The following is a 22,698-nucleotide window of genomic DNA, read 5'->3' on the forward strand; positions in this document are numbered from 1 at the left end:
ACGGAAGCTCAAGCAATCGGGATACGAACCGGTGAACGACGGCCTTTGGTCCGCGAGGCCGCATGGACCGACGATCTCCGAACCGATTTTTGGACCGGAAACCGCGCTGCCAGGCATTTCGGTCACCAGGCGCGGGTGGGCGGCAGGGCGCCCGCGCGGGGCGGGGGCTATGTTAATCGCGATGTCCGACGAAACCGGCCAGAACCGCGAGGCGCCGCCGCTGCCACCCGCGCTGCTCAACGCATGGCCCTTCATCGCCCTCGGCGCACTCGGCTGGCTGGCGGCGGCGGCCGCCGCATTCTTGGTGCCGGCCCTGCACAGCTGGCGTCCGCTGACGCTGGCCGGGCTCGGAGTGGGCGTGCTCGGGACGGGCATCTTCGTGTTCCAGCTCGCCGCGGCCCGCCGCGGCGAGCGCGGCGCACAGACCGGACTCGACAACTATCTCGACCACGGCTAGTTCTCGCACCCATCACGAACCGGGAGGACCGATGGTAGCCCCGCTACTGCAAGCGCAAATCGATATCGACGCACCGGTTTCCACGGTGTGGGGGCTGATATCCGATCTTCGGCGGATGCCGGAGTGGAGCCCGCAATGCCGTTGGATGAAGACCTTCGGGCCGCTGCGCCAGGGCATGCGCAGCCTCAACATCAATCGCCGTAAGCGGATGTTCTGGCCGACCACTTGCACCGTCGTCGAGGTGATCCCGGAGACCAAGCTCGCGTTTCGCGTCGACGTCAACCACACCATCTGGAGCTACGAGCTCCAGCCCACCGGCGCCGGCACCCGGGTGATCGAGAGCCGTCACGCCGAGAACGGCGTGACCGCCTTCTCGAACCTGTCGGTGAACACACTGTTCGGCGGGACCACCAACTTCGAGCGCGAGTTGGTCGAAGGCATGAACACCTCGCTCGCCAGGATCAAGGCGGCCGCCGAAAAGAGCTAGTCCGCCTCGGGCTGCTCGGGCTGAGCCTCCGACGCCTCGGGCTGCTCGGCCTGCTCGGCCTGAGCCTCCGACGCCTCGGGCTGCTCGGCCTGCTCGGGCTGGGCCTCCTGTGCCTCGGGCGCCGATGCCTCCACCTCGGGCTCGATCTGCGAGCGCACGTCCGGCTCGGCCGGCTCGGGCGCCTCAGTCACCACGGCGGGTTCCTCCTCGGCCGGCGCGATCGCCTCGGCCACCTCGGTCGGCGCCTCGACGACGTCGAGCACGCCATCGTCGTACGGCTCGTACACGGGCGAACCGGTTCCCGCCGGAGCCGGCGTATCCGAATGCGCGCCGCAACCGTACTGCTTGTCGACGACCTGACCGTCGGCCGACAGCACGTTGCCGCACACCCCGAACATCGCGCCGAGCGAGCCCGCCAACGGCAGGAAGAAACCGCAGTCGCGGCACACCCGCTTGGTGGAGCGCGCCATCGGCGAATCGGGGCCGTGATCGCCGGTGTGCCATCGCTCGGCAGCCTCCGCACGGCCCCAGGCGCTCATCACCCACCGCCGGCCCAGCCCGATCTCCACGGCGGTCTCGTCGACCTGTGCGTCACCGGTGGCCAGGTAGCCGGGAACCAACCGCGGGTCGTCGGCCGCGGGGGCGAGCAGGTCCCCCGGGCTCAAGTCCCCAGGGCGGACCCGCTGGTCCCACGGGACCCACTGCGGCGCGAGCAACGCCGTCGGGCCCGGGATCAGCACCACTTCGCTGACCGTGGCGTGGTCGGCGCCGGGATGCGCGGCGACGACGACGGCCCATTGCCAGCCCTGATAGCCGGGCAAATGCGCCAGGAACCGGTGCGTGGCAGCGGCCGAATCCTCGTAGCTGACGCCCAGGTAGTCGCCGACCGCCTCTGCCCCGCTGAACTCCACGACGGCGGCCCTGGCCTGGTCCAACGCGCCCGTGAGCACGGCGGCCAACCCCTCAGGCCACTCGGCCACGGTCGCCACGGCGGATTCCTCGATGGGCCCGGTCACCCTGTCCCCTTCCTGCATTGCGTTTCCAATACTAGGTTGGCGAGCCACGCCCCGTTACCTGCAGACGCATGTCGTCGGCATAGGGGAGAATCGGAACGTGTCTGGACGGCGGCGTGACGATCCGGGCCGCGTGGCCTCCAGTCCGGGTCGCCGGCCCCGCAACGGAGCGGGCAAACAACACCCGGGCATGGCCAATTACCCCGCCGACGACGCCGATTACCGCCGGTCGCGCCGCCCGCCGCCGATGCCGAGCGCCAACCGCTACCTGCCGCCCATCGGTCATCAGCCGGAGCCGGATCGAAGCGACAGCACACCCCCACGCACCGCCCCCACGGGCGAACGCATCACCGTCACCCGCGCCGCCGCGCAACGCAGCCGCGAGATGGGTTCGCGGATGTACTGGATGGTGCAACGCGCCGCCACCGCCGACGGCGCCGACAAGTCCGGTCTGACCGCGCTGACGTGGCCGGTGGTGGCCAACTTCGCGGTGGACGCCGCGATGGCGGTCGCACTGGCCAACACGCTCTTCTTCGCGGCGGCCACCGGGGAAAGCAAGGGCCGAGTCGCGTTGTATCTGCTGATCACCATCGCGCCGTTCGCGGTCATCGCGCCGCTCATCGGCCCAGCGCTGGACCGGTTGCAGCACGGCCGGCGCGTCGCGCTCGCCGCGTCGTTCGCCCTGCGGACGGGGTTGGCTCTGCTGCTGATCATGAACTACGACGGCGCCACGGGGAGCTATCCGTCGTGGGTGCTTTATCCGTGCGCGCTGGCCATGATGGTGTTCTCGAAGTCGTTCAGCGTGCTGCGCAGCGCGGTGACGCCGCGGGTCATGCCGCCGACCATCGACCTGGTGCGGGTGAACTCCCGGTTGACCGTGTTCGGCCTTCTCGGCGGCACCATCGCCGGCGGGGCGGTGGCGGCGGGCGTTGAGTTCGTCTGCACCCACCTGTTCAAGCTGCCGGGCGCATTGTTCGTCGTCATCGCGGTCACGATCGTGGGGGCCTCGCTGTCCATGCGGATTCCGCGCTGGGTCGAGGTGACGGCGGGCGAGGTGCCGGCCACGTTGAGCTACCGCCAGGACAGCGAACCGCATCGCCGGCACTGGCCCAGCGAAGTCAAGAAGGTCGGCGGAACGCTGCGACAACCGCTGGGCCGCAACATCATCACCGCGTTGTGGGGCAACTGCACCATCAAGGTCATGGTCGGCTTCCTGTTCCTGTACCCGGCGTTCGTCGCCAAGGCGCACCAGGCCAGCGGCTGGGTTCAGTTGGGCATGCTCGGAATGATCGGCGCGGCGGCCGGCATCGGCAATTTCGCCGGCAACTTCGCCGCCGCACGCTCGCAGCTGGGTAGGCCGGCCGTGTTGGTGGTGCGCTGCACGCTGGCGGTCTCCGCGGTCGCGCTGGCGGCCTCGGTCGCGGGAACCCTGGCGGCGGCCGTGATTGCCACCCTGGTCACGTCGGGCTCCAGTGCCATCGCGAAGGCCTCGCTGGACGCCTCGTTGCAGAACGACCTGCCCGAGGAATCGCGGGCCTCGGGTTTCGGGCGTTCGGAGTCGACGCTGCAGTTGGCCTGGGTGCTCGGCGGCGCGGTCGGCGTGTTGGTCTACACCGAATTGTGGGTCGGCTTCACCACGGTCACCGCGCTGCTGATCCTCGGGTTGGCGCAGACACTCGTCAGCTATCAAGGGAATTCGCTGATCCCCGGCCTCGGCGGTAACCGCCCCGTCATGGTCGAGCAGGAGGGCGCGCGCCGCGGCAGCCCGGCGGTGGTGCCCGAGTGAAACGCGGTGTGGCCGTGCTGCTCGCCGGCCTGGTGACTGTGGCGTGCGTGGCCGTCGGTGTCGGCACCTGGCTGCTGGTGCGCCCGTCCGGCCCGCAGCGCCCCGAGATCAGCGCGTATTCGCACGGCCACCTCGCCAGGGTGGGGCCCTACCTCTACTGCAGCGTCCTCAACCTCGACGACTGCGACACGCCTCAAGCCCAGGGCGAGCTGAAGGTCAGCGAGCGCTACCCCGTGCAGCTCTCGGTGCCCGACGCGATCTACCGGGCACCCTGGCGGCTCCTGCAGGTATACGAGGACCCAACCAACACCACCAGCACCATCTTTCGGCCGAACACCCGGTTCGCGGTGACCATTCCCCCCGTCGACCCACAGCGTGGGCGCCTGGTCGGGATTGTCGTGCAGTTGCTGACGCTCGTGATGGACCCCGGCGGGGAACTGCGCGATGTGCCGCACGCGGAATGGTCAGTGCGCCTGACCTATTGAGCGCTGGCCGCCCACGAGTCAGGCGCCGTGCCCGGCGGGCACCCGCTCCCCTTCGACCGGCGGGCCGGGCGGCGTTCCGTCGCCGAAAGGCTTGCCGCCCAAGTCCTCCCGACCATGCGGTGACAGCCAACCCGCTAGGTCCGGCCCCTTGGGCACGATGCCGGTGGGGTTGATGTCGGAGTGCACGATGTAGTAGTGCTGCTTGATCTGGACGAAGTCGATGGTGTCGCCGAATCCGGGCGTCTGGAACAGGTCGCGCGCATACGCCCACAACACCGGCATCTCGCTCAGCTTGCTGCGGTTGCACTTGAAATGCCCGTGATAGACGGGATCGAAGCGGGCCAGCGTGGTGAACAGTCGCACGTCGGCCTCGGTTATGGTGTCGCCCACCAGATATCGCTGACTGGCCAGGCGATCACTTACCCAATCCAGCGCGGTGAACAACCGGTCGTAGGCCGCCTCGTAGGCCTGCTGCGAGCCGGCAAAACCACACCGATACACCCCGTTGTTGATCTCGGTGTAGACCCGTTTGTTCACCTCGTCGATCTCGGCGCGCAGCCCCTCGGGGTATAGGTCCGGTGCGCCGTCGCGGTGGTAGGCCGTCCACTCGGTGGAGAGATCCAGGGTCATCTGGGCGAAATCGTTGGTGACCACCGCCCCCGTCGGCACATCCACGATCGCGGGGACGGTGATGCCTTTGGGATAGTCGGGGAAGCGCTTGAAGTATGCGTCCTGCAACCGGGGGATTTTCAGCACCGGGTCGACACCGCCCGGATCGAGATCGAACGTCCAACTGCGCTCGTCGTGGGTCGGACCGCAAAACCCAATGGAGAGAACGTGTTCCAGCCCCAGCAATCGTCGCACGATGATGGCGCGGTTGGCCCAGGGGCACGCTCGGGCGACTATCAGCCGATAACGGCCGGGCTCAACGGGATAGCCGTCTCGCCCGTCGGCGGTGATGCGGGTGGTGATGTAGTTGGTGTCGCGGGTGAATTCACCCGCCCCGGCAACGTAGGTGGCCATATCTCCCGTGTTTCGCTAAAAACGTCGGCTAGGAACTCAGAAATCGCCGAGCCAGATTCGTCTCGGTGGAGGCGCCCTGCTCCCAATGGGCGATCCACGGGCCGGTGCCCTCCGACTGGTCGATGATGCCTTCCTCGAGCCAAGCGTAACGGCCCTGCATCACCTCGCGGGTCAGCCGGACGTCGCAGCTGTCGGTATTGGTCCACAACGCCTCGAACAGCCCCTCGACCCGCAGGGTGGCCTGCCGGCAAAACGTATCGGCCAGCTCGTAGACCTGTTGACCGACCGCCGGGTCCACGGCGCGCTGGGCCTCGGCCCGCACACAGGCCGCGGACATCGCGAACAGCTCGGCACCGATGTCGACGATGCGCCCGAGGAACCCCTGACGCTGCTCCAATTTGGCCTGCCAGCGCGCCATCCCGTAGAAGGTGTTGCGGGCCAGCTTGCGGCTGGAGCGTTCCACGAACCGCAGGTGCGACGCCAGCGGTCCGAACTCGCTGTAAGCCCTGGGTCGCTGCCCTTCTCCAAAAACGAGCTGCGGCAACCACTTTGCGTAGAATCCGCTGGCCCCGACCGCCGCGGCGGCCTTCTGCCGCAACCCGGCGTCCGGCTTGGCGAGGTCACCGGCCGCGGACAGGTGGGCATCGACCGCCTCCCGGGCGATGAGCAGCCTCATGATCTCGCTGGATCCTTCGAAGATGCGATTGATCCGCAGGTCCCGCGATACCTGTTCGACCGGCACGGCGCGTTCGCCGCGCGCGGCCAGGGACTCCGCCGTCTCATAACCGCGGCCGCCGCGGATCTGCATGACCTCGTCGGCGATGATGCACGCCATCTCGCTGGACCACAGCTTGGCCAACGCCGCCTCGATCCGGATGTCGTTGCGCCCTTCGTCGGCCATCTGCCCGGACAGTTCGAGTACCGCGTCGAGCGCGTAGTTGGTCGCCGCGATGAACGAGATATTGCGGGCCACCGCTTCGTGCTCGGCCAGCGGCTTGCCCCATTGCACACGCTCCCCCGACCACTCGCGTGCCACCTTCAGGCCCCACTTCGACGAACCGGTCGCGTTCGCGGGAATCGACAGCCGCCCGGCGTTGAGCGTGGTCAGCGCGATCTTCAAACCGTCGCCCTCGCGGCCGATCAGGTTTTCGCTGGGCACCCGAACGCGGTGCAGCCTGGTCACCCCGTTCTCGATGCCGCGCAACCCCATGAATGTGTTGCGGCGCTCCACGGTGATCCCGGGTGAGTCGGCCTCGACGACGAACGCGCTGATGCCGCCGCGGTGCCCATCGCTGCGGGGCACTCGGGCCATCACGACCAGCAGTTCGGCGACCACGCCGTTGGTGGTCCACAACTTCACGCCGTCGAGCTCGTAGGCCGTTCCGTCTTCGACGGGTGTCGCGGTCGAGGCCAGCCGGGCCGGATCGGAGCCGACGTCCGGTTCGGTCAGCAGAAACGCCGAGATGGCGCCCGCGGCGCACCGGGGCAAGAACTTCTTCTTCTGCTCCGGGGTTCCGGCGAGTTTGAGCGGCTCCGGCACCCCGATCGACTGATGGGCCGACAACAGCGCACCGAGGCTGGGATGAACGGAGGAAACCATCATCAGCGCCCGGTTGTAGGCCACTTGCGACATGTTCAGGCCGCCGTATTCCGACGGGATTTTCATGCCGAAACAACCCAGCTCGGCCAGACCCTTCACATACTCGTCGGGAATTCGGGCGTCGCGTTCGATGACGCTGCCATCGACGCCGCCAAGGAAGTCGCGCAATTTGCCGAGAAACGCGCGGGTGCGCGCCTCGTCAGCATCGGACGGTTTGGGAAACGGGTGGATGAGCTCCAACGGAAAACGACCAAGGAACAGCTCCTTCGCGAAGGATGGTTTATCCCAACCGGTTTCGCGAGACTCCTCGGCCAGTGCCCTGGCTTGCTCCTCGGTGACGTGCGCTTGCTGTGCCATCGCAGCCTCCTCGCTCGACGACTGTGGCGAGGTGGGAGTACCCCGTGACCGGCACTTCCTCACCCCCTCCTGCGGGCGGGCGGCACTCGGGCCGGCGGCGACGAGCTAGGCGTCGAGCTCCCGGGCGACCGCCCGAACCACCTCGGAGACCCGTCGAGCCGTCTTGCGGTCCGGGTAGCGGCCCTTGCGCAACTCGGGCTGCACGGCGCTTTCCAGCAGCGTGATCATGTCCTCGACCATGCCGTGCAGTTCGTCGGGGCTGTGCTTGTGCTCGGCGGGCACCTCGCGGCGCGCCTTGGTGAGGCTGGGCGGCGGCTCGATCAGCTTCAGGCTCAGCGCCTGAGGCCCGCGCCGCCCGGAGGCGATGCCGAACTCCACGCGCTGGCCCGCCTTGAGCCCCTCGACCCCAGCGGGCAACGCCGACGAGCGGACGTACACGTCTTCGCCGTCCTCTTGCGACAGGAAGCCAAACCCCTTGTCGGCGTCGTACCACTTAACCTTGCCGGTCGGCACTGGTCTCACCTGCTTGTCTAACGGATTAATAGAATGGCCAACACAATAAGCGTCCCGCCTGCGCAGGACGCCGTTTGGTCTGTAGATCCTACTCGGATGCTCACCTGACGAGCACCCCCGTTATCTCCCACTCGGTAGGCTGGGCAGCAACGGTGGAGGAGATATGCGCCTGATCCTGAACATCATCTGGCTCCTGTTCGGCGGCCTGTGGATGGCCGCCGGGTACGTGGTTGCGGCGCTCATCAGCTTCTTGCTCATCATCACGATCCCCTTCGGCTTCGCGTCGCTGCGCATCGCCTCGTACGCGTTGTGGCCGTTCGGCCGCACGATCGTCGACAAGCCGACCGCCGGGACGGTGACCCTCATCGGAAACGTCATCTGGGTGCTGTTGTTCGGGCTTTGGCTGGCGATTGGCCACGTGCTCAGCGCGCTGGCCATGGCGATCACGATCGTCGGCATTCCGCTGGCGCTGGCCAACCTGAAGCTGATCCCGGTGTCGTTGATGCCGCTGGGCAAGCAGATCGTTCCGGTGGGTTCGCCGTCGTCCCAGGTGATGGCCGCATGACCGTGACAACGCTGGGTGTGCCGACGGTGCCGGGCAGCACCGCGCGGAACACGCCGGACGCGCCGATGACGGGCCCGTTGCTGGACACCTACGGACGGGTCGCGACCGATCTGCGGGTCTCGCTGACCGACCGCTGCAACCTGCGGTGCAATTACTGCATGCCGGCCGAGGGCCTGGATTGGCTGCCCGGCGAGCAACTCCTGCGGCCCCACGAGCTGGCCCGGCTGATGCACATCGCCGTCACCCGGTTGGGCATCACCAGCGTGCGGTTCACCGGTGGCGAGCCCCTGTTGGCACGGCACCTCGAAGAGGTGGTCGCGGCGGTGGCCGCCCTGCGGCCGCGCCCGGAGATCTCGTTGACCACCAACGGCATCGGGCTGGCGCGGCGCGCCGCCGCCCTCGCCCGGGCCGGCCTGGACCGGGTCAATGTGTCGATGGACAGCGTGGATCGCGACCACTTCGCGGCGATCACCCGCCGCGATCGGCTCGACGACGTGCTCGCCGGCCTGGCCGCCGCTCACGACGCCGGCCTGACGCCGGTCAAGGTGAACGCCGTCCTGGACCCGGTCACCGGGCGCGAGGACGTCGTCGAACTGCTGCGGTTCTGCCTCGAGCGAGGCCACCAATTGCGGGTCATCGAGCAGATGCCGCTGGACGCCGGGCACCAATGGCGCCGGGGAGCCGCGCTGAGCGCCGACGACGTGCTCGACACGCTGCGCCCCCACTTCCGGCTACGTCCCGACCCGGCGCCGCGCGGTTCGGCGCCCGCCGAGCTCTGGCTGGTCGACACCGGCCCGGGCACGCCGAGCGGCAAGTTCGGTGTCATCGCATCGGTCTCGCACGCGTTCTGTTCGGCCTGTGATCGCACCCGGCTCACGGCCGACGGTCAAGTCCGCAGCTGCCTGTTTTCGGCCGAGGAGACCGATCTTCGGAGCCTGCTGCGCAGCGGCGCGTCCGACGATGCGATCGAAAGGGCGTGGCGGGTCGCGATGTGGGGCAAGCCCGCCGGTCACGGGATCAACGACCCCAGTTTCGTCCAGCCCGACCGGCCGATGAGCGCGATCGGTGGCTAGCCCCATGGGTCAAACGTCCGTCCAGCAAGACGGGGTTCAGGTGACGGTGCGTTACTTCGCGGCCGCGCGGGCGGCGGCGGGCGCCGAGGCCGAGACGGTGGTGGTGCGGCCCGGCACCACGGTGGCCGAGCTGGTCGAGCGCCTCTCCGTGCGCGGCTCACAACTCGCCGCGGTGCTGGGCAGATGTTCCTATCTCTGCGACGGCGTCGCCGTCCGCGACGAGACCGCACCGTTACGTACCGGCAACACGATCGACGTCCTACCCCCCTTCGCGGGCGGCTAAAACTGTGAGTTATCTCACGTAACGGAACGATAACGACGGAATCACGCTCCGATATCGGGTGCTATGACCTGCGTGAATGCCGCGTGTTCCTTGGGTTTTCGCAGGTGGCCGAGAGGGAAACGCCGGGTTTCGCAGAACGTGACGGGATCGACAGAAACCGCTACGTTTCTCCGAAGGCTCGCCAAGACAACCGAATTGGCGGACCTCCCCTCCCTATCGCGCCGAGCTCCATCCAGTAGGCAGGGGCCACCGACCTACGTGGATGGAGACGGGGGACCCACCGGTCCACCGTGATCGGATTGGGGCCGCGTGCGGCCCCTAGGGGTGAAGCCGACGTCGTTTCACAGCGGATACGCAGTGCATTCGATGACGGCCGGGTGGCCTCTCCAACCCGAACCCGACAGCTGACCTCGCAGGCGCGTGACGAGAGAGGATTTTTTACGGCCTATGAGTGGACGTCACCGTAAGCCCAGCACGTCAAACATCAGCGTCGCCAAGATCGCCGTCACCGGCGCGGTCCTCGGTGGCGGCAGCATCGCCCTGGCCGCCCAGGCGGCCGCGGCCACCGACGGCGAATGGGACCAGGTAGCCCGTTGCGAATCCGGTGGCAACTGGGGAATCAACACCGGCAACGGCTACCACGGTGGCGTGCAGTTCAGCTCGAGCACGTGGGCCGCGCACGGCGGTGGCCAATACGCCCCGTCGGCCGAATTGGCCACCAAAGAACAGCAGATCGCCGTCGCCGAGCGCGTGCTGGCCACCCAGGGCCGCGGTGCGTGGCCGGTGTGCGGTGGCCCGCTGTCGGGCCCGACGCCGCGTGAGATCCCCGCGCCGGCCGGCCTGGACGCTCCCCTGGATGCGCCCGGTATCAATGGCCAGCCGGCACCGCTGGCTCCGCCGCCCGCCGACGCGCCCCCGCCGCCCGCGCCGCCCGCGCCGGTCCAACTGACCGGATTCGACCAGCCGGCACCTCCGGCGGAGCTGCCCCCGGCTCCTCCGGCCGAGGTACCGCCGGCGCCGCCCGCCGACGCCATGCCGCCGGCGCCGCCCGCCGACGCCATGCCGCCCGCGCCGCCCGCCGACGCCATGCCGCCCGCGCCGCCCGCCGACCTGCCGCCGGCGCCCCCGGCGGACCTACCGCCCGCACCGCCGGCGGACGCGCCCGTCGTCGACAACGACTTCCACGGTTTCGTCCCGGCCAACATGCCGCAGGAGGTTTCCTCGGTTGGCTACACGAAGCAGCTGTGGGAGGCCATTCGGGCGCAGGACATCCAGGGCAACGACGCGCTCGACGCGATCGCCCAGCCGGCCCCGGCCACCTGAGTCCCGCCCGCCAGACTGCCCGGCACGCCTCGAACATCTGCGCTTCGGGGCGTGCCGGCATTCCAATCGCTACGGCGTTACGCCGAGCCCACCCATTCTTCGGTCCCGTCGTCGAAGAACTGGTGCTTCCACACCGGTAGCAGCGCCTTGATGGTGTCGACGAGAAGCGCGCAGGTGGTGAACGCCGCCTGACGGTGGTCAGCCGCAACCGCGGCCACCAGCGCCGCCTCCCCGATGCGCAGCACCCCGATCCGGTGGCTGGCCGCCACGGCGCGCACCCCGCTCGACTGTTCCGCGACATCGGAGACCACCTTGGCCAAGACCTGTTCAGCCGACGGATGCGCGGAGTACTCCAGCCGCACCACGCGCCGGCCGCCATCGTGGTCGCGAATCATGCCGACGAAGCCGACGACGGCCCCGGCCGACTGATGGGCCACGAGTTCTTCGTGCTCGGCCAGGAAGATCGGGTGATCGGTCATGGCCGCGCGGACGACGAGCGTCATCGCTGGTGGTCTCCACCGGCGAGCTGATCGAGCGCGTGATCGAGCACGTCGGCGAGCACGCCCAGGCCGTCACGCACGCCGCCGGGGGAACCCGGCAGGTTGACGATCAGGGTCCGGCCCGCCACGCCACACACTCCGCGCGACAACACCGATGTCGGCACCTTCGGCAGCCCCGACCGGCGGATGGCGTCGGCCAGCCCGGGGATCATGTAGTCGAGCACCGCCACCGTCTGGTCGGGGGTGGTGTCGCTGGGCGAGATGCCGGTGCCCCCGGAGGTGATGATCACGTCGACGCCGTCGCCGACCGCCGCGCGCAGCGCCTCGCCGACCGGCTCACCGTCGGCCACCACCTCCGGGTCGGCGAGCGAAAACCCCCGCTCCCCAAGCCATTCGGCGATGATCGGCCCACACCGGTCGTCGTACACCCCCGCCGAGGCGCGGGTCGAGGCGATGATGACGCGGGCGGATCGGGCGCCCATCACCGCTCCCACGTTCCGGTCTTGCCGCCTTCCTTGCGCAGCACGCGAATGTCATCGATGCGCGCGGCGGGGTCGACCGCTTTGATCATGTCGTAGAGCGTCAGACCGGCCACACTGACCGCGGTCAGCGCCTCCATCTCCACACCCGTGCGGTCGGTGCTGCGCACCGTCGCGGTGATCTCGATGTCGGATTCCCCCACGATGAACTCCACGTCGACTCCGGTGAGCGCCAACTGATGGCAGAGCGGGATCAGGTCACTGGTGCGCTTGGCGGCCAGGATGCCCGCCACCCGGGCGGTGGCCAACGCGTCGCCCTTGGGCAGTCCCCCGGCCGAGATCAGCTCCACGACGCGCGGCGACGTGTGTAGGGCACCCGCGGCGACCGCGGTCCGCTTGGTCGCCCCCTTGCCGCTGACGTCGACCATGTGCGCCGCACCACGCTCATCCAGGTGCGACAGTGCGCCCGCAGGGGATTCTCCCGACGCCCAGCTCGCCGGGGGCTTGGCGGCGTCGGCCCTGGCCATCCTGGCGCCTACCGGTTAACGACCGTGACCGGGTGCAGGTAGGGCAGGTCGGTGGAGGGCAGCGGGAACACCAGCTCGCCGAAGGGCGACAAGGCGCCCGTGCGGTCGGTCGCGAGTTCGCTCACCGCGTGGTCGTCGTGGTCCGTCGTCGGCCACCCGTTGTCGACATACCTGGTTTTGCGGGCTTTGCCCTCAGCAGTGTCAGCCACGCCGTCCATTCTGACAGGTCGCTCTCGCGCGCGTGGTGCAAGACCGCCAGTTCCAGCGGCGAGGCGGCGACTCTCGTTGCCTGCTCAGGACCCGCCGACTGCTTTACGCTGGTCAGCAATGACCGACAACACCCCGGATATCCCGCTGGGGTCGTGGCTGGCCGACTTGTCCGACGAGCGGCTGATCCGCCTGCTAGAGCTGCGGCCGGACCTCGCCCAGCCGCCTCCCGGGAGCATCGCCGCGCTGGCCGCCCGCGCGCAGGCCCGCCAGTCGGTCAAGGCCGCCACCGACGAGCTCGACTTCCTGCGGCTCGCGGTGCTCGACGCGCTGTTGGTGCTGCAGGCCGACGCCACTCCGGTGCCCACCACGAAACTGCTGGCCCTGATCGGTGAACGGGCTCACGAGTCCGACGTGGTGACGGCGTTGGACGATCTGCGGGAGCGCGCCCTGGTCTGGGGCGATGCGGCGCTGCGCGTGGCACCCGACGCCGGCACGGCGCTGCCGTGGCACCCGGGCCAGGTCACCCTCGAGGATGCCTCCCGCACCGGCGAGCAGATCGCCGGCCTCATCGACGAGTTGAACCAGGCGCAGCTCGCCGTGCTGGAGAAGCTCCTCGAGGGTTCTCCGATGGGCCGCACCCGTGACGCCGCGCCCGGCGCCCCCGTGGACCGGCCGGTGCCCCAGCTGCTGGCGATGGGCCTGTTGCGCCGCATCGACGCCGAGACGGTGATATTGCCGCGCCACGTGGGGCAGGTGCTGCGCGGCGAACAGCCCGGGCCCATGCGGCTGACGGCGCCCGACCCGGTGGTGTCGACCACCACCAGCGACGACGTCGACGCGGCGGCGGCCGGGGCCACCATCGACCTGTTGCGAGAACTCGACGTCCTGCTCGAAACGCTGGCCGCCGCACCGGTTTCCGAGCTGCGCAGCGGCGGGCTGGGAATCCGCGACGTCAAGCGGCTCAGCAAGTCGACCGGCATCGACGAGTCGCGCCTGGGGTTGATTCTCGAGGTGGCGGCCGGGGCCGGCTTGATCGCGAGCGGGATGCCCGACCCGGAACCGGTCACCGGCGAGGCGCCGTACTGGGCGCCGACCGCGGCCATCGACCGGTTCACGGCGATGCCCACCGCCGAGCGCTGGCAGCTGCTGGCCAGTAGTTGGCTTGACCTCCCGAGCCGGCCGGCCCTGATCGGAACCCGCGGACCCGACGCCAAAACCTATGGCGCCCTTACGGATGCGCTGTACTCGACCGCCGCGCCGCTGGACCGTCGGCTGTTGCTGGGCACGCTGGCCGAATTGCCGCCGGGGGCGGGCGTCAACGCGCTCGAAGCGTCGGCGGCGCTCATCTGGCGGCGGCCACGCTGGGCCAAGCGGCTGCAGCCCGGCCCGGTGGGCGATCTGCTGGCCGAGAGCCAAGCGCTGGGGCTGGTGGGACGCGGCGCGCTCAGCACGGCCGGCCGGGTCCTGCTGCGCGAAGACGCCCAGTCCGCGATCGACACCATGGCGCGGTCCCTGCCCAAACCGATCGATTACTTCGTCATCCAGGCCGACCTGACCGTGGTCGTACCCGGCCCGCTGCAGCGCGACCTGGCCGAGCAGCTGGCCGCGGTGGCCACCGTCGAGTCGGCCGGCACCGCGATGGTGTATCGCATCAGCGAGCAGACGATCCGGCATGCCCTCGACGTCGGCAAGACCAGCGACTGGATGCACGCCCTGTTCGCCAGGCACTCCAAAACGCCCGTCCCGCAGGGCCTGACCTATCTCATCGACGATGTCGCACGCCGGCACGGCCAGCTGCGGATCGGCATGGCGGCTTCGTTCATACGGTGCGAGGACCCGGCGCTGCTGGCCCAGGCCATAGCCGCGCCCGCCACCGGAGGGGTGCAACTGCGCGCCCTGGCCCCGACGGTCGCGGTATCCCCGGCGCCGATCGGGGAGGTGCTGGTCGCGTTGCGGGCGGCGGGCTTCGCCCCGGCGGCCGAGGACTCCACCGGCGCCATCGTCGACGTCCGTCCCCGGGGGGCTCGCGTGCCCGCGCCGCAGCAACGGCGGCCCTACCGCCCGATGCCGCGCCCCAACATCGAGAGCCTCAACGCCGTGGTGGCGGTGCTGCGCAAGGTGACGGCCGCGCCGTTCGGCAACATTCGCGTCGACCCGGCGGTGACGATGTCGTTGTTGCAGCGCGCGGCCAGGGAACAAGACACGCTGGTGATCGGTTATCTGGATGCCGCCGGCGTCGCCACCCAGCGGGTCGTGTCGCCGATCACCGTCCGGGGCGGTCAGCTGACCGCCTTCGACTCGGCCTCGGGGCGGCTGCGTGACTTCGCCATCCACCGCATCACGTCGGTGGTGTCGGCCAACGGCCGATAATGGACCGGTGATCCGGCGAGAAATGAGGAGGAGCGGCGCCCTTGACTGACGGCCCGTTGATCGTGCAGTCCGATAAGACGGTGCTGCTCGAGGTCGACCATGAGCTGGCCGGTGCCGCGCGTGCCGCCATCGCACCGTTCGCCGAGCTCGAGCGCGCGCCCGAGCACGTGCACACCTACCGCATCACGCCGTTGGCGCTGTGGAATGCCCGCGCCGCCGGCCACGACGCCGAGCAGGTGGTCGACGCCCTGGTCAGTTTCTCGCGCTACGCGGTGCCCCAGCCGCTGCTGGTCGACATTGTCGACACCATGGCCCGCTACGGCCGCCTGCAGCTGGTCAAACACCCGGCGCACGGCCTGACCCTGCTCAGCCTCGACCGCGCGGTGCTCGAGGAAGTGCTGCGCAACAAGAAGATCGCCCCCATGCTCGGCGCCCGTATCGACGACGACACCGTCGTCGTGCACCCCAGCGAACGCGGCCGCGTCAAACAGATGTTGCTCAAGATCGGTTGGCCCGCAGAGGATCTCGCGGGCTACGTCGACGGCGAGGCCCATCCGATCAGCCTGGCGCAGGACGGCTGGCACCTGCGCGACTACCAGCAAATGGCCACCGACTCGTTCTGGGCCGGCGGGTCCGGGGTGGTGGTGCTCCCGTGCGGGGCGGGCAAGACACTGGTGGGCGCGGCCGCGATGGCGAAGGCCAGCGCGACGACGCTGATCCTGGTCACCAACATCGTCGCGGCGCGGCAATGGAAGCGCGAATTGGTGGCGCGCACCTCGCTGACCGAGGACGAGGTCGGCGAATATTCCGGAGAGCGCAAGGAGATTCGGCCCGTCACGATCTCGACCTATCAGATGATCACCCGCCGCACCAAGGGCGAGTACAGGCATCTGGAGCTCTTCGACAGCCGCGACTGGGGGCTGATCATCTACGACGAGGTCCACCTGCTGCCGGCGCCGGTGTTCCGGATGACCGCCGACCTGCAATCCAAGCGACGCCTCGGCCTGACGGCCACTCTGGTCCGCGAAGACGGCCGCGAGGGCGACGTGTTCTCCCTGATCGGCCCGAAGCGTTACGACGCGCCGTGGAAGGACATCGAAGCCCAAGGCTGGATCGCGCCGGCCGAGTGCGTCGAGGTGCGGGTCACCATGACCGACAACGAGCGGATGATGTACGCCACCGCGGAACCCGAAGAGCGCTACAAGCTTTGCTCGACGGCGCATTCCAAGATCGCCGTGGTCAAGTCGATTCTGGACAAGCACCCGGGCGAACAGACGCTGGTGATCGGCGCCTACCTCGACCAGCTCGACGAGCTGGGTGCCGAGCTGAACGCCCCGGTGATCCAGGGGTCGACGCGGACCAAGGAACGCGAAGAACTGTTCGACGCGTTCCGCCGCGGCGAGGTGTCCACCTTGGTGGTGTCCAAGGTCGCCAACTTCTCCATCGACTTACCGGAAGCCTCGGTGGCGGTTCAGGTTTCGGGAACCTTCGGGTCCCGCCAGGAGGAGGCGCAGCGGCTGGGCCGGCTGCTGCGCCCCAAGGCCGACGGTGGCGGCGCCATCTTCTACTCCGTGGTGGCCCGCGACAGCCTGGACGCCGAGTACGCGGCGCACCGGCAGCGCTTCCTCGCCGAGCAGGGTTACGGCTACATCATCCGCGACGCGGACGACCTGCTGGGACCGGCGATCTAGACGAAAGCTCTTCGGACCATGCGACACGCGTCGAATGTGATATCACGGGCGATATCACATTCGGGAAGACACGCATGGCCCATGCGTGGCGGCGCGGTGGCAGATCAAAGCGACAGGATGGTCGCCGAGGCGGTGCCCGGCGCGCCGTACACCTGAGCCAGGCCGACGCGCGGGTTGCCGGGCACCTGACGCTCGCCCGCCTCACCGCGCAACTGGCGCACCAGTTCGTGCATCTGCCGAAGCCCCGACGCCCCGATCGGCTCGCCGTTGGCGATCAACCCGCCATCGGTGTTGACCGGCATCGAGCCGTGAATCTCGGTCGCGCCGTCGGCCACCAACTTCTCCTGCTCGCCGTCGGCGCACAGGCCGGTCTCGGCCATGTGGATCACTTCGGCGCCGGCGTCGGTGTCCTGCAGTTGCGCGACGTCGACGTCCTCGGGCCCGATGCCCGCGGCCTCGTACGCGGCCCTGGCGGCGTACACCGTGGGTGAGGCGTCCTCGTCCAGCGGGGCCGACGTGGCATGCACCTCGTAGGCGCCGTACCGCCGGGTGCGGATCTCGCAGGCGCGCACGTAGACCGGCTTGTCGGTGAACTTGTGCGCCATGTCGGCGCGGCACATGATCACCGCCGCGGCGCCCTCGTCGGGGGCGCAGAACATGTACTGGGTGAGCGGGTAGTTCAGCACCGTCGAGTTGAGGATCTCGTCCTCGGGAATCGGCTTGCGCCGGAAGGCGTTCGGGTTCAGCGCACCGTTGCGGAAGTTCTTGGCCGCCACCTTGGCCAGCGTGGCCTGGGAGATGTGGTGGTCGTGCAGGTATTTGTTGGCCTTCATGCCGAAGAACTTGGTGGTGACGAACTGCCCGTTCTCGCCGTACCACCGCGGCAGGCCCAAGCAGGACGGTTCGTCGGTGAACGCACCGCGCGGATGCTTGTCCATGCCGATGGCGATGCCGAGGTCATACTTGCCCAGCCGGATGGTGTCGGCGGTCTGCTGGATGGCGCTGGCCGCGGTGGCGCAAGCGTTGAAGACGTTGGTGAAGGTGATGCCGGTCAGTCCGACCAGCCGCGTCACGGCGTCGGGGTTGGAGATCTCGTGGCTGCCGCCGAATCCGAACTGGATGTCCTTCCAGGACACGCCGGCGTCCTGCAGCGCGGACTGGACGGCCTCGGCGCCCATCTGCATGCAAGTTTTGTCGAACCGGCCGAAGGGGTGCAGGCCCACGCCGATGATGGCGACATCGTTGGTCATCGTTCTCTCCTTATGCGACCGGCCGGAACGCGAACGTCATGATTTCGGCGCCCTCTTCGTCGGTGGTGAGCGGCACCATGGTGAGCTCGACCTCCTGCCCGAATTGCAGCTTGGCGGGGTCGTTCTCGGTCAACCGGCCCTCGACCCGGATCACGTCGTCGAGCTGGACCAGCCCGACCCCGAACGGAACGAAGTCCTTGCCGGTCGGGCCGGCGTACGGCGCCCCGGGCGGAAAGCCCTGAGTCGTCCACGCGACGAGCGTTCCGCGGCGCGGCAGCAACACGTCGGTCATCTCACCGACGCTGCACCGCGGGCACCACTGCTGCACCGGGAAGGTGGTGGCGCCGCAGCCGCCGCATCGGCTGCCGATCAGCTGTGGGCTCTCATCGGGCCAGGTCGAGATCTCGGGGGCGAGTGCCTTTTGCATCGGGGATCCTCCAGAAGCGTCCACGGGCCGCCAACAGAATGTTGCTCACTGAACCGTATAACAGCTTTCCGGAAAGTGGAAACCGCATTCTCATTCGTTGCGCCCCGGCCGGTAGGGGCCCCAGGGGAGCGATATCTTGGGCGCTATGCCAGTCACCGTGATACTCGAATTGAAGTTCAAGCCCGACGCGGTGCCGCAGGCGCGCGACGTCATGGGCCGGGCGCTGCGGGACACCCGGGCGTTCGCCGGCAACCTCGGCACCGACGTGCTCGTCGACGAGGACGACGAAGCCCACTGGCTGATCTATGAACTGTGGGACACGGTCGAGCATGACGAGGCCTACCGCGCGTTTCGTGCCGGCGAGGGCCGACTGACCGAGTTGCCGCCGCTGTTGGCCGAGCCGCCCGTCAAGAAGAGGTACACCACCTCCGACATCTGACGGCTAGCTCAGGGCCGGAATGACCTCGCGCTCGAACAATTCGATGCCGGAGCGGTCGTATGCGGCCTCGGGGAAATAGCAGATGGCGTATTCGCACCCCAGGTCGCGGAGCCTGGCGATCCGTTCGACCACCTGTTCCGGTGTGCCCGTCGCCGAATCGGGACCGCTGCCGGCGGCGAGCATCGCATCGGCCGCCGCCTCGGGCACGTAGCGGACCACGCGGTCGCGGACGCGCCGTAGCCGGTCCTTGACGTCGGCGTCCGACGTTCCGACGACGGCGTTGAAGTTGGCCGACCGCACGATGGCATCGAAGTCGGTGCCCAGCCGCCGGCAGTGCTGCGCAAGCACTTCCGACTTGTGGGCAAAGGCCTCGGGTTCCGGCGTGAAGTTGGTGTATTGCGCGTATTTCGCGGCGATGCGCAGGGTCACCTTCTCGCCGCCGCCGGCGATCCACAACGGAATCCCGTTGTCCTGCAGCGGCTTAGGGGCAACGATGGCCCCGTCGACCTGGTAGTGCCTGCCGTCGAAGCTGACCATGCCGTCGCGCCAGGCGTCACGCATGATCTGCACGCCCTCGTCCAGCCGGCCCAGCCGCACGCCGGCCGACGGGAAACCGTAACCGTAAGCGCGCCATTCGTGTTCGTACCATCCGCCGCCGATGCCCATCTGGATCCGGCCACCGGAGATGATGTCGGCGGTCGCCGCGACCTTGGCCAGGTATACCGGATTCCGATAGCTCATCGCGGTGCACATCTGGCCGAGTTTGATCCGCGAGGTGACCGCCGCGTAGGCGGCCATCAGCGACCACGCCTCGTGGGTGGCTTCGCCCGTCGGCATCGGGACGGTGTGGAAATGGTCGTAGACCCACAGCGAGTCCCACGCGCCGTCGTCGGCGTAGACGGCCAGGTCGCGCATCACCGCCCAGTGCTTCTCCGGTTCGATGTCGACCAGATCCATTCGCCAGCCTTGCGGGATGAAGAGACCGAAGCGCATAGCAACGGACTCTAGCCCGATCGGTCGGCCAGGCCCCGCTAGGCTTACCAGTCGTCAAGCAAGCGGGAGGTCGCCGTGCGGGTCCTCGTCTCCGGCGCCAGCATCGCGGGCCCGGTGCTGGCCTACTGGCTGAGCCGTCGCGGCTTCGACGTCACCGTCGTCGAGCGCGCGCCCACACTGCGCAAGACCGGCGGCCACGCCGTCGACCTGTTCCGTCCCGCTATGGAAATTTCGGCGAGCATGGGCGTCCTGCCCCAAATCGAGGCGCGCGCCACCGGAACGAACCACATGACCATGCATCGGGAGGGCCGGTCGCGGCCCTTCGAGATCGACCTCACCAAGATCTACGCCGCCACGTCGGACCGGCATGTGGAAATCATGCGCGACGATCTCAGCGAGATCTACTACACCGCAGGGCGCGACGACGTCGAGTACCTGTTCGGCGACTCGATCACCGCGATCGAACACGACGGCGAGGTGACGTTCGAGCATGGCCCCGCCCGCCGGTTCGACGTCATCGTCGGCGCCGACGGGCTGCACTCCAACGTTCGGCAGCTGACCTTCGGCGCGGAAGCCGACCTCACGCGGTTCCTCGGCGGCTATCTGGCGGTGGTGTCGGTCCCCAAGGCGCTGGCCGCCCGCGGCGAGATGACCTGTCACGTCGGTGTGGGCCGCCTCGCGGCCATCTACACCGCCGAGCACCTGGACGACGCGCGCGCGGTCTTCCTGTTCCGCGCCAAACACGAACTCGATTTTGACCATCGGGATGCGTTGCGGCAGAAGGGCATTCTGCGCGATGCGTTCGCGAACATGCACGAGCAGGTGGACGGTTGGCTGGGCGAGATCGACGATACGCCCGCGTTCTACTTCGATTCGATCAGCCAGCTTCGGCTGGACAGATGGTCGCGGCGGCGGGTCACCCTCGTCGGTGACGCGGGATACTGCCCGGGCCCCGCGGTGGGCGGCAGCACCAGCCTTGCGGTGCTCGGCGCCTACGTGCTGGCCGGCGAGCTCGCTGGGGCCGACGGCGACCTCCTGCGCGCGTTCGCGGCCTACGAACTGCAGATGCGCGAACCGGTGCACCGCAGCCGGGCCTTCGCGCGCGGGGCCGCCAGGGGCATCATTCCCGGCTCGCGGCTCGGGGTGTGGGCGCTGACCCGTGGCGCCCAGCTAGTCTCACTGATGCCCGGCTCGCTGTCCCGGGCAGTGGCGAAGCTCAACACGAAGGGCGTGCGCATGCACGACTCGATGCCGGTGCCCGACTACAGCGCCACCGATCCCCACGCCGACGAAGGGAACTACCGCCGATGGAACTGACCGGCGTGGGGATCTGGAGCAGTCAACTGCGCTACGGCGATCCGTCCGAATCAGCCGAGGCGGCGGCGGAATTGGACGAACTGGGCTTCCCGGCGCTGTGGATACCCGACGTCGGCGGTCCGGTGTTCGACGCCGTCGGCAACCTGCTGGCCGCGACGCGGCGGACCGTGATCGCCACCGGAATCCTCAACCTGTGGATGCATGCGCCGGCGGCCGTCGCCGACTCCTACGCGACGTTGACCGCCGAGCACGGGGACCGCTTCCTGCTGGGCATCGGCGTCAGTCACGCACCGCTGATCGACGCCAGCCAACCCGGGCGATACCGCAAACCGCTGGCGGCGACGGCGGCATTCCTGGACGGGCTGGATGCCGCCCCACGGCCCGTACCCGCCGAAAACCGGGTGCTGGCCGCGCTCGGGCCGAAGATGCTGGCCCTGGCCGCGACCCGGTCCCGCGGGGCGCACCCGTACCTGGTCACGCCCGACCACACCGCCTCCGCCCGTGCGACTTTGGGTGACGGCCCCCTGCTGCTGCCGGAACAGACGGTGATACTGACCGACAGCGCCGACGAGGCACGGCGCATCGGAACCGACTGGCTGCGCGCGTACTTGGCGTTACCCAACTACGCCAACAACCTGCTGCGCAGCGGGTTCTCCGAAGAGGACGTGGCGCAGGTGAGCGATCGGCTCTTCGACGCCATCATCGCCTGGGGCGACGAAGAGGCGATCATGCGCAGGGTCGCCGAGCATCATTCGGCCGGCGCCGACCACGTGTGCATCCAGGTACTGCTGGCCGACCCGAAGGCCTTCCCGCGCGAACAATGGCGCCGCATCGCCGCCGCCACGCAGGGATGACCCGCCGCCTCACTCGCGCTTAGGGTGGGGTATGGCTTCCAAGCAGACCCTGTTTCGGATCTTCTACCGCATCGGCTTCACGCCGTGGGACGGCCATCCGCTCGCGCAGAGCGTGCGGGACCTGGTCGAGGGAACGGTCGACGCGCCGGCGCTTCCCGCGGGATCGGCCCTCGAGGTCGGCTGCGGGACCGGTGACTGCTCGATCTACCTCGCCCAACACGGCTGGAAGGTCACCGCGGTCGACTTCGTCGCCAAGCCGCTGGAGCGGGCGCGCACCAAGGCCCGGGGCTCCGGCGCCGCGGTCAAGTTCGTCCAGGCCGACGTCACGCAGCTGAGCCAGGCCGGCATCGGCGGGAACTTCGGCTTGATCGTCGACAACGGCTGCCTGCACAACATGAGCGACGACGACCGCGACGCCTACGTCCGGGAGATCAGCGCCGTGGCGGCTCCGGACGCGCGGCTACTGGTCGTCGCTTTCGTGCCCGGCGGCCGCATCGGCGTACGCGGCGTCGCCCGCGACGAGATGGAACGACGCTTCGCACCCGCCTGGAAGCTGCTGTCGGCCGGCGCGGAACGCGAACTGGACCGCGCCGAGAAGACCCCGGCGCGGTACTACCTCTTCCAGCGCCGCGACACATAACCGGCGCGACGACACGCCCGCGAAAGCCCCCGAAGA

Annotated in this window: 24 protein-coding genes, 1 pseudogene and 1 riboswitch; of the genes and pseudogenes, 14 read left to right on the top strand and 11 right to left on the bottom strand. The window is 68.9% G+C overall.

The features are described from left to right. Positions 1-181 precede the first annotated feature (181 nt). Both G6N37_RS15385 and G6N37_RS15390 read left to right on the top strand, forming a co-directional pair. A complete protein-coding gene (locus G6N37_RS15385) occupies positions 182-457 on the top strand; it encodes a DUF2530 domain-containing protein (RefSeq protein WP_163681587.1) in 276 nt (91 codons plus the stop codon). A gap of 31 nt (positions 458-488) precedes the next feature. Beyond that, complete coding sequence (locus G6N37_RS15390) at positions 489-944, top strand: SRPBCC family protein (RefSeq protein WP_163681589.1); 456 nt, start codon at positions 489-491, stop codon at positions 942-944. 233 nt (positions 945-1,177) lie between these two features. Here the strand turns inward: G6N37_RS15390 and G6N37_RS15395 are convergent. After that, a pseudogene (locus G6N37_RS15395) lies at positions 1,178-1,960 on the bottom strand (DUF3027 domain-containing protein); the annotation flags it as partial. Positions 1,961-2,090: 130 nt separating this feature from the next. Between G6N37_RS15395 and G6N37_RS15400 the strand changes: the two are divergent. Both G6N37_RS15400 and G6N37_RS15405 read left to right on the top strand, forming a co-directional pair. Continuing rightward, on the top strand, positions 2,091-3,743 hold the full coding sequence (locus tag G6N37_RS15400) for an MFS transporter (RefSeq protein WP_163685082.1): 1,653 nt from the start codon (positions 2,091-2,093) through the stop codon (positions 3,741-3,743). Continuing rightward, positions 3,740-4,228: a DUF2771 domain-containing protein gene (locus tag G6N37_RS15405; protein WP_163681593.1), complete on the top strand. Its 489-nt coding sequence runs from the start codon at positions 3,740-3,742 to the stop codon at positions 4,226-4,228. The genes G6N37_RS15400 and G6N37_RS15405 overlap by 4 nt, the downstream gene beginning before the upstream one ends. Positions 4,229-4,246: 18 nt before the next feature. Here the strand turns inward: G6N37_RS15405 and G6N37_RS15410 are convergent, their stop codons facing one another. From G6N37_RS15410 to G6N37_RS15420, 3 genes are all read right to left on the bottom strand, one after another. Further along, the gene (locus tag G6N37_RS15410) at positions 4,247-5,251 is read right to left on the bottom strand and encodes a glutathione S-transferase family protein (RefSeq protein ID WP_163681595.1); all 1,005 of its coding nucleotides are present in this window, start codon (positions 5,249-5,251) and stop codon (positions 4,247-4,249) included. 28 nt (positions 5,252-5,279) lie between these two features. Continuing rightward, complete coding sequence (locus G6N37_RS15415; RefSeq protein WP_163681597.1) at positions 5,280-7,208, bottom strand: acyl-CoA dehydrogenase family protein; 1,929 nt, start codon at positions 7,206-7,208, stop codon at positions 5,280-5,282. A gap of 105 nt (positions 7,209-7,313) precedes the next feature. Beyond that, a complete protein-coding gene (locus tag G6N37_RS15420) occupies positions 7,314-7,721 on the bottom strand; it encodes a cold-shock protein (protein ID WP_083167539.1) in 408 nt (135 codons plus the stop codon). A gap of 163 nt (positions 7,722-7,884) precedes the next feature. Here G6N37_RS15420 and G6N37_RS15425 point away from each other — a divergent pair, with 163 nt between their 5' ends. The 4 genes from G6N37_RS15425 (at position 7,885) to G6N37_RS15440 (ending at position 10,965) form a co-directional block, all read left to right on the top strand. After that, on the top strand, positions 7,885-8,286 hold the full coding sequence (locus G6N37_RS15425; RefSeq protein ID WP_163681599.1) for a YccF domain-containing protein: 402 nt from the start codon (positions 7,885-7,887) through the stop codon (positions 8,284-8,286). Further along, entirely contained in the window at positions 8,283-9,359 is a 1,077-nt protein-coding gene (gene moaA, locus G6N37_RS15430; protein ID WP_163681601.1) for a GTP 3',8-cyclase MoaA, read from the top strand. Before G6N37_RS15425 ends, moaA begins: the two co-directional genes overlap by 4 nt. Positions 9,360-9,363: 4 nt before the next feature. Beyond that, positions 9,364-9,642: a MoaD/ThiS family protein gene (locus G6N37_RS15435; RefSeq protein WP_163681603.1), complete on the top strand. Its 279-nt coding sequence runs from the start codon at positions 9,364-9,366 to the stop codon at positions 9,640-9,642. Between the two features lie 237 nt (positions 9,643-9,879). After that, a riboswitch (cyclic di-AMP (ydaO/yuaA leader) is annotated at positions 9,880-10,077 on the top strand. A 12-nt stretch (positions 10,078-10,089) separates the two neighbouring features. After that, positions 10,090-10,965, top strand: a complete 876-nt coding sequence (locus tag G6N37_RS15440; protein WP_163681605.1) for a transglycosylase family protein — start codon at positions 10,090-10,092, stop codon at positions 10,963-10,965. A 77-nt stretch (positions 10,966-11,042) separates the two neighbouring features. On the opposite strand, the gene G6N37_RS15445 is transcribed toward G6N37_RS15440, so the two are convergent. From G6N37_RS15445 to G6N37_RS15460, 4 genes are read right to left on the bottom strand one after another with little or no spacing between them, the layout of a single operon-like run. Next, positions 11,043-11,468 carry a molybdenum cofactor biosynthesis protein MoaE gene (locus G6N37_RS15445; RefSeq protein ID WP_163681607.1) on the bottom strand — a complete coding sequence of 142 codons (426 nt, stop codon included), beginning with the start codon at positions 11,466-11,468 and terminating at the stop codon, positions 11,043-11,045. Continuing rightward, positions 11,465-11,947, bottom strand: coding sequence for a MogA/MoaB family molybdenum cofactor biosynthesis protein (locus G6N37_RS15450; protein ID WP_163681609.1), 483 nt, complete (start codon positions 11,945-11,947; stop codon positions 11,465-11,467). Before G6N37_RS15450 ends, G6N37_RS15445 begins: the two co-directional genes overlap by 4 nt. Continuing rightward, positions 11,947-12,471 (bottom strand): cyclic pyranopterin monophosphate synthase MoaC, encoded by a 525-nt coding sequence (moaC, locus tag G6N37_RS15455; RefSeq protein WP_163681611.1) that lies wholly within the window; start codon positions 12,469-12,471, stop codon positions 11,947-11,949. The genes G6N37_RS15450 and moaC overlap by 1 nt, the downstream gene beginning before the upstream one ends. Positions 12,472-12,479: 8 nt before the next feature. Next, complete coding sequence (locus G6N37_RS15460) at positions 12,480-12,680, bottom strand: hypothetical protein (protein ID WP_156744849.1); 201 nt, start codon at positions 12,678-12,680, stop codon at positions 12,480-12,482. Positions 12,681-12,798: 118 nt separating this feature from the next. Between G6N37_RS15460 and G6N37_RS15465 the strand changes: the two genes are divergently transcribed. Beyond that, entirely contained in the window at positions 12,799-15,051 is a 2,253-nt protein-coding gene (locus tag G6N37_RS15465) for a helicase-associated domain-containing protein (protein ID WP_163681613.1), read from the top strand. Between the two features lie 41 nt (positions 15,052-15,092). Next, entirely contained in the window at positions 15,093-16,742 is a 1,650-nt protein-coding gene (locus G6N37_RS15470) for a DNA repair helicase XPB (protein WP_163681616.1), read from the top strand. Between the two features lie 104 nt (positions 16,743-16,846). On the opposite strand, the gene G6N37_RS15475 is transcribed toward G6N37_RS15470, so the two are convergent. Both G6N37_RS15475 and G6N37_RS15480 read right to left on the bottom strand, forming a co-directional pair. Continuing rightward, positions 16,847-17,992, bottom strand: coding sequence for a thiolase family protein (locus tag G6N37_RS15475; RefSeq protein WP_163681618.1), 1,146 nt, complete (start codon positions 17,990-17,992; stop codon positions 16,847-16,849). 10 nt (positions 17,993-18,002) lie between these two features. Beyond that, positions 18,003-18,419 carry a Zn-ribbon domain-containing OB-fold protein gene (locus G6N37_RS15480; protein ID WP_163681620.1) on the bottom strand — a complete coding sequence of 139 codons (417 nt, stop codon included), beginning with the start codon at positions 18,417-18,419 and terminating at the stop codon, positions 18,003-18,005. A gap of 145 nt (positions 18,420-18,564) precedes the next feature. Between G6N37_RS15480 and G6N37_RS15485 the strand changes: the two genes are divergently transcribed. Beyond that, positions 18,565-18,858: a putative quinol monooxygenase gene (locus tag G6N37_RS15485; RefSeq protein ID WP_163681622.1), complete on the top strand. Its 294-nt coding sequence runs from the start codon at positions 18,565-18,567 to the stop codon at positions 18,856-18,858. 3 nt (positions 18,859-18,861) lie between these two features. On the opposite strand, the gene G6N37_RS15490 is transcribed toward G6N37_RS15485, so the two are convergent. After that, the gene (locus tag G6N37_RS15490; protein ID WP_163681624.1) at positions 18,862-19,851 is read right to left on the bottom strand and encodes an LLM class F420-dependent oxidoreductase; all 990 of its coding nucleotides are present in this window, start codon (positions 19,849-19,851) and stop codon (positions 18,862-18,864) included. Positions 19,852-19,926: 75 nt separating this feature from the next. Between G6N37_RS15490 and G6N37_RS15495 the strand changes: the two genes are divergently transcribed. The 3 genes from G6N37_RS15495 to G6N37_RS15505 are packed head-to-tail and all read left to right on the top strand — an operon-like array spanning position 19,927 to position 22,662. Then, positions 19,927-21,168, top strand: coding sequence for an FAD-dependent monooxygenase (locus G6N37_RS15495; protein ID WP_163681626.1), 1,242 nt, complete (start codon positions 19,927-19,929; stop codon positions 21,166-21,168). Continuing rightward, positions 21,159-22,022, top strand: a complete 864-nt coding sequence (locus tag G6N37_RS15500) for an LLM class F420-dependent oxidoreductase (protein WP_163681629.1) — start codon at positions 21,159-21,161, stop codon at positions 22,020-22,022. The genes G6N37_RS15495 and G6N37_RS15500 overlap by 10 nt, the downstream gene beginning before the upstream one ends. Positions 22,023-22,053: 31 nt before the next feature. Then, the gene (locus G6N37_RS15505; protein ID WP_163681631.1) at positions 22,054-22,662 is read left to right on the top strand and encodes a class I SAM-dependent methyltransferase; all 609 of its coding nucleotides are present in this window, start codon (positions 22,054-22,056) and stop codon (positions 22,660-22,662) included. Positions 22,663-22,698: the final 36 nt, after the last annotated feature.

Origin of the sequence: Mycobacterium seoulense, assembly GCF_010731595.1 — a bacterium.
Taxonomy (GTDB): Bacteria; Actinomycetota; Actinomycetes; order Mycobacteriales; family Mycobacteriaceae; genus Mycobacterium; species Mycobacterium seoulense.

Coding starts and splice junctions, on each gene's coding strand:
- G6N37_RS15415 (WP_163681597.1), bottom strand. CDS start 7,208: ATGGCACAGCAAGCGCACGTCACCGAGGAGCAAGCCAGGGCACTGGCC.
- G6N37_RS15445 (WP_163681607.1), bottom strand. CDS start 11,468: ATGACGCTCGTCGTCCGCGCGGCCATGACCGATCACCCGATCTTCCTG.
- moaC (WP_163681611.1), bottom strand. CDS start 12,471: ATGGCCAGGGCCGACGCCGCCAAGCCCCCGGCGAGCTGGGCGTCGGGA.
- G6N37_RS15465 (WP_163681613.1), top strand. CDS start 12,799: ATGACCGACAACACCCCGGATATCCCGCTGGGGTCGTGGCTGGCCGAC.
- G6N37_RS15500 (WP_163681629.1), top strand. CDS start 21,159: ATGGAACTGACCGGCGTGGGGATCTGGAGCAGTCAACTGCGCTACGGC.
- G6N37_RS15480 (WP_163681620.1), bottom strand. CDS start 18,419: ATGCAAAAGGCACTCGCCCCCGAGATCTCGACCTGGCCCGATGAGAGC.
- G6N37_RS15505 (WP_163681631.1), top strand. CDS start 22,054: ATGGCTTCCAAGCAGACCCTGTTTCGGATCTTCTACCGCATCGGCTTC.
- G6N37_RS15385 (WP_163681587.1), top strand. CDS start 182: ATGTCCGACGAAACCGGCCAGAACCGCGAGGCGCCGCCGCTGCCACCC.
- G6N37_RS15485 (WP_163681622.1), top strand. CDS start 18,565: ATGCCAGTCACCGTGATACTCGAATTGAAGTTCAAGCCCGACGCGGTG.
- G6N37_RS15475 (WP_163681618.1), bottom strand. CDS start 17,992: ATGACCAACGATGTCGCCATCATCGGCGTGGGCCTGCACCCCTTCGGC.
- G6N37_RS15440 (WP_163681605.1), top strand. CDS start 10,090: ATGAGTGGACGTCACCGTAAGCCCAGCACGTCAAACATCAGCGTCGCC.
- G6N37_RS15490 (WP_163681624.1), bottom strand. CDS start 19,851: ATGCGCTTCGGTCTCTTCATCCCGCAAGGCTGGCGAATGGATCTGGTC.
- moaA (WP_163681601.1), top strand. CDS start 8,283: ATGACCGTGACAACGCTGGGTGTGCCGACGGTGCCGGGCAGCACCGCG.
- G6N37_RS15410 (WP_163681595.1), bottom strand. CDS start 5,251: ATGGCCACCTACGTTGCCGGGGCGGGTGAATTCACCCGCGACACCAAC.
- G6N37_RS15450 (WP_163681609.1), bottom strand. CDS start 11,947: ATGGGCGCCCGATCCGCCCGCGTCATCATCGCCTCGACCCGCGCCTCG.
- G6N37_RS15425 (WP_163681599.1), top strand. CDS start 7,885: ATGCGCCTGATCCTGAACATCATCTGGCTCCTGTTCGGCGGCCTGTGG.
- G6N37_RS15435 (WP_163681603.1), top strand. CDS start 9,364: ATGGGTCAAACGTCCGTCCAGCAAGACGGGGTTCAGGTGACGGTGCGT.
- G6N37_RS15390 (WP_163681589.1), top strand. CDS start 489: ATGGTAGCCCCGCTACTGCAAGCGCAAATCGATATCGACGCACCGGTT.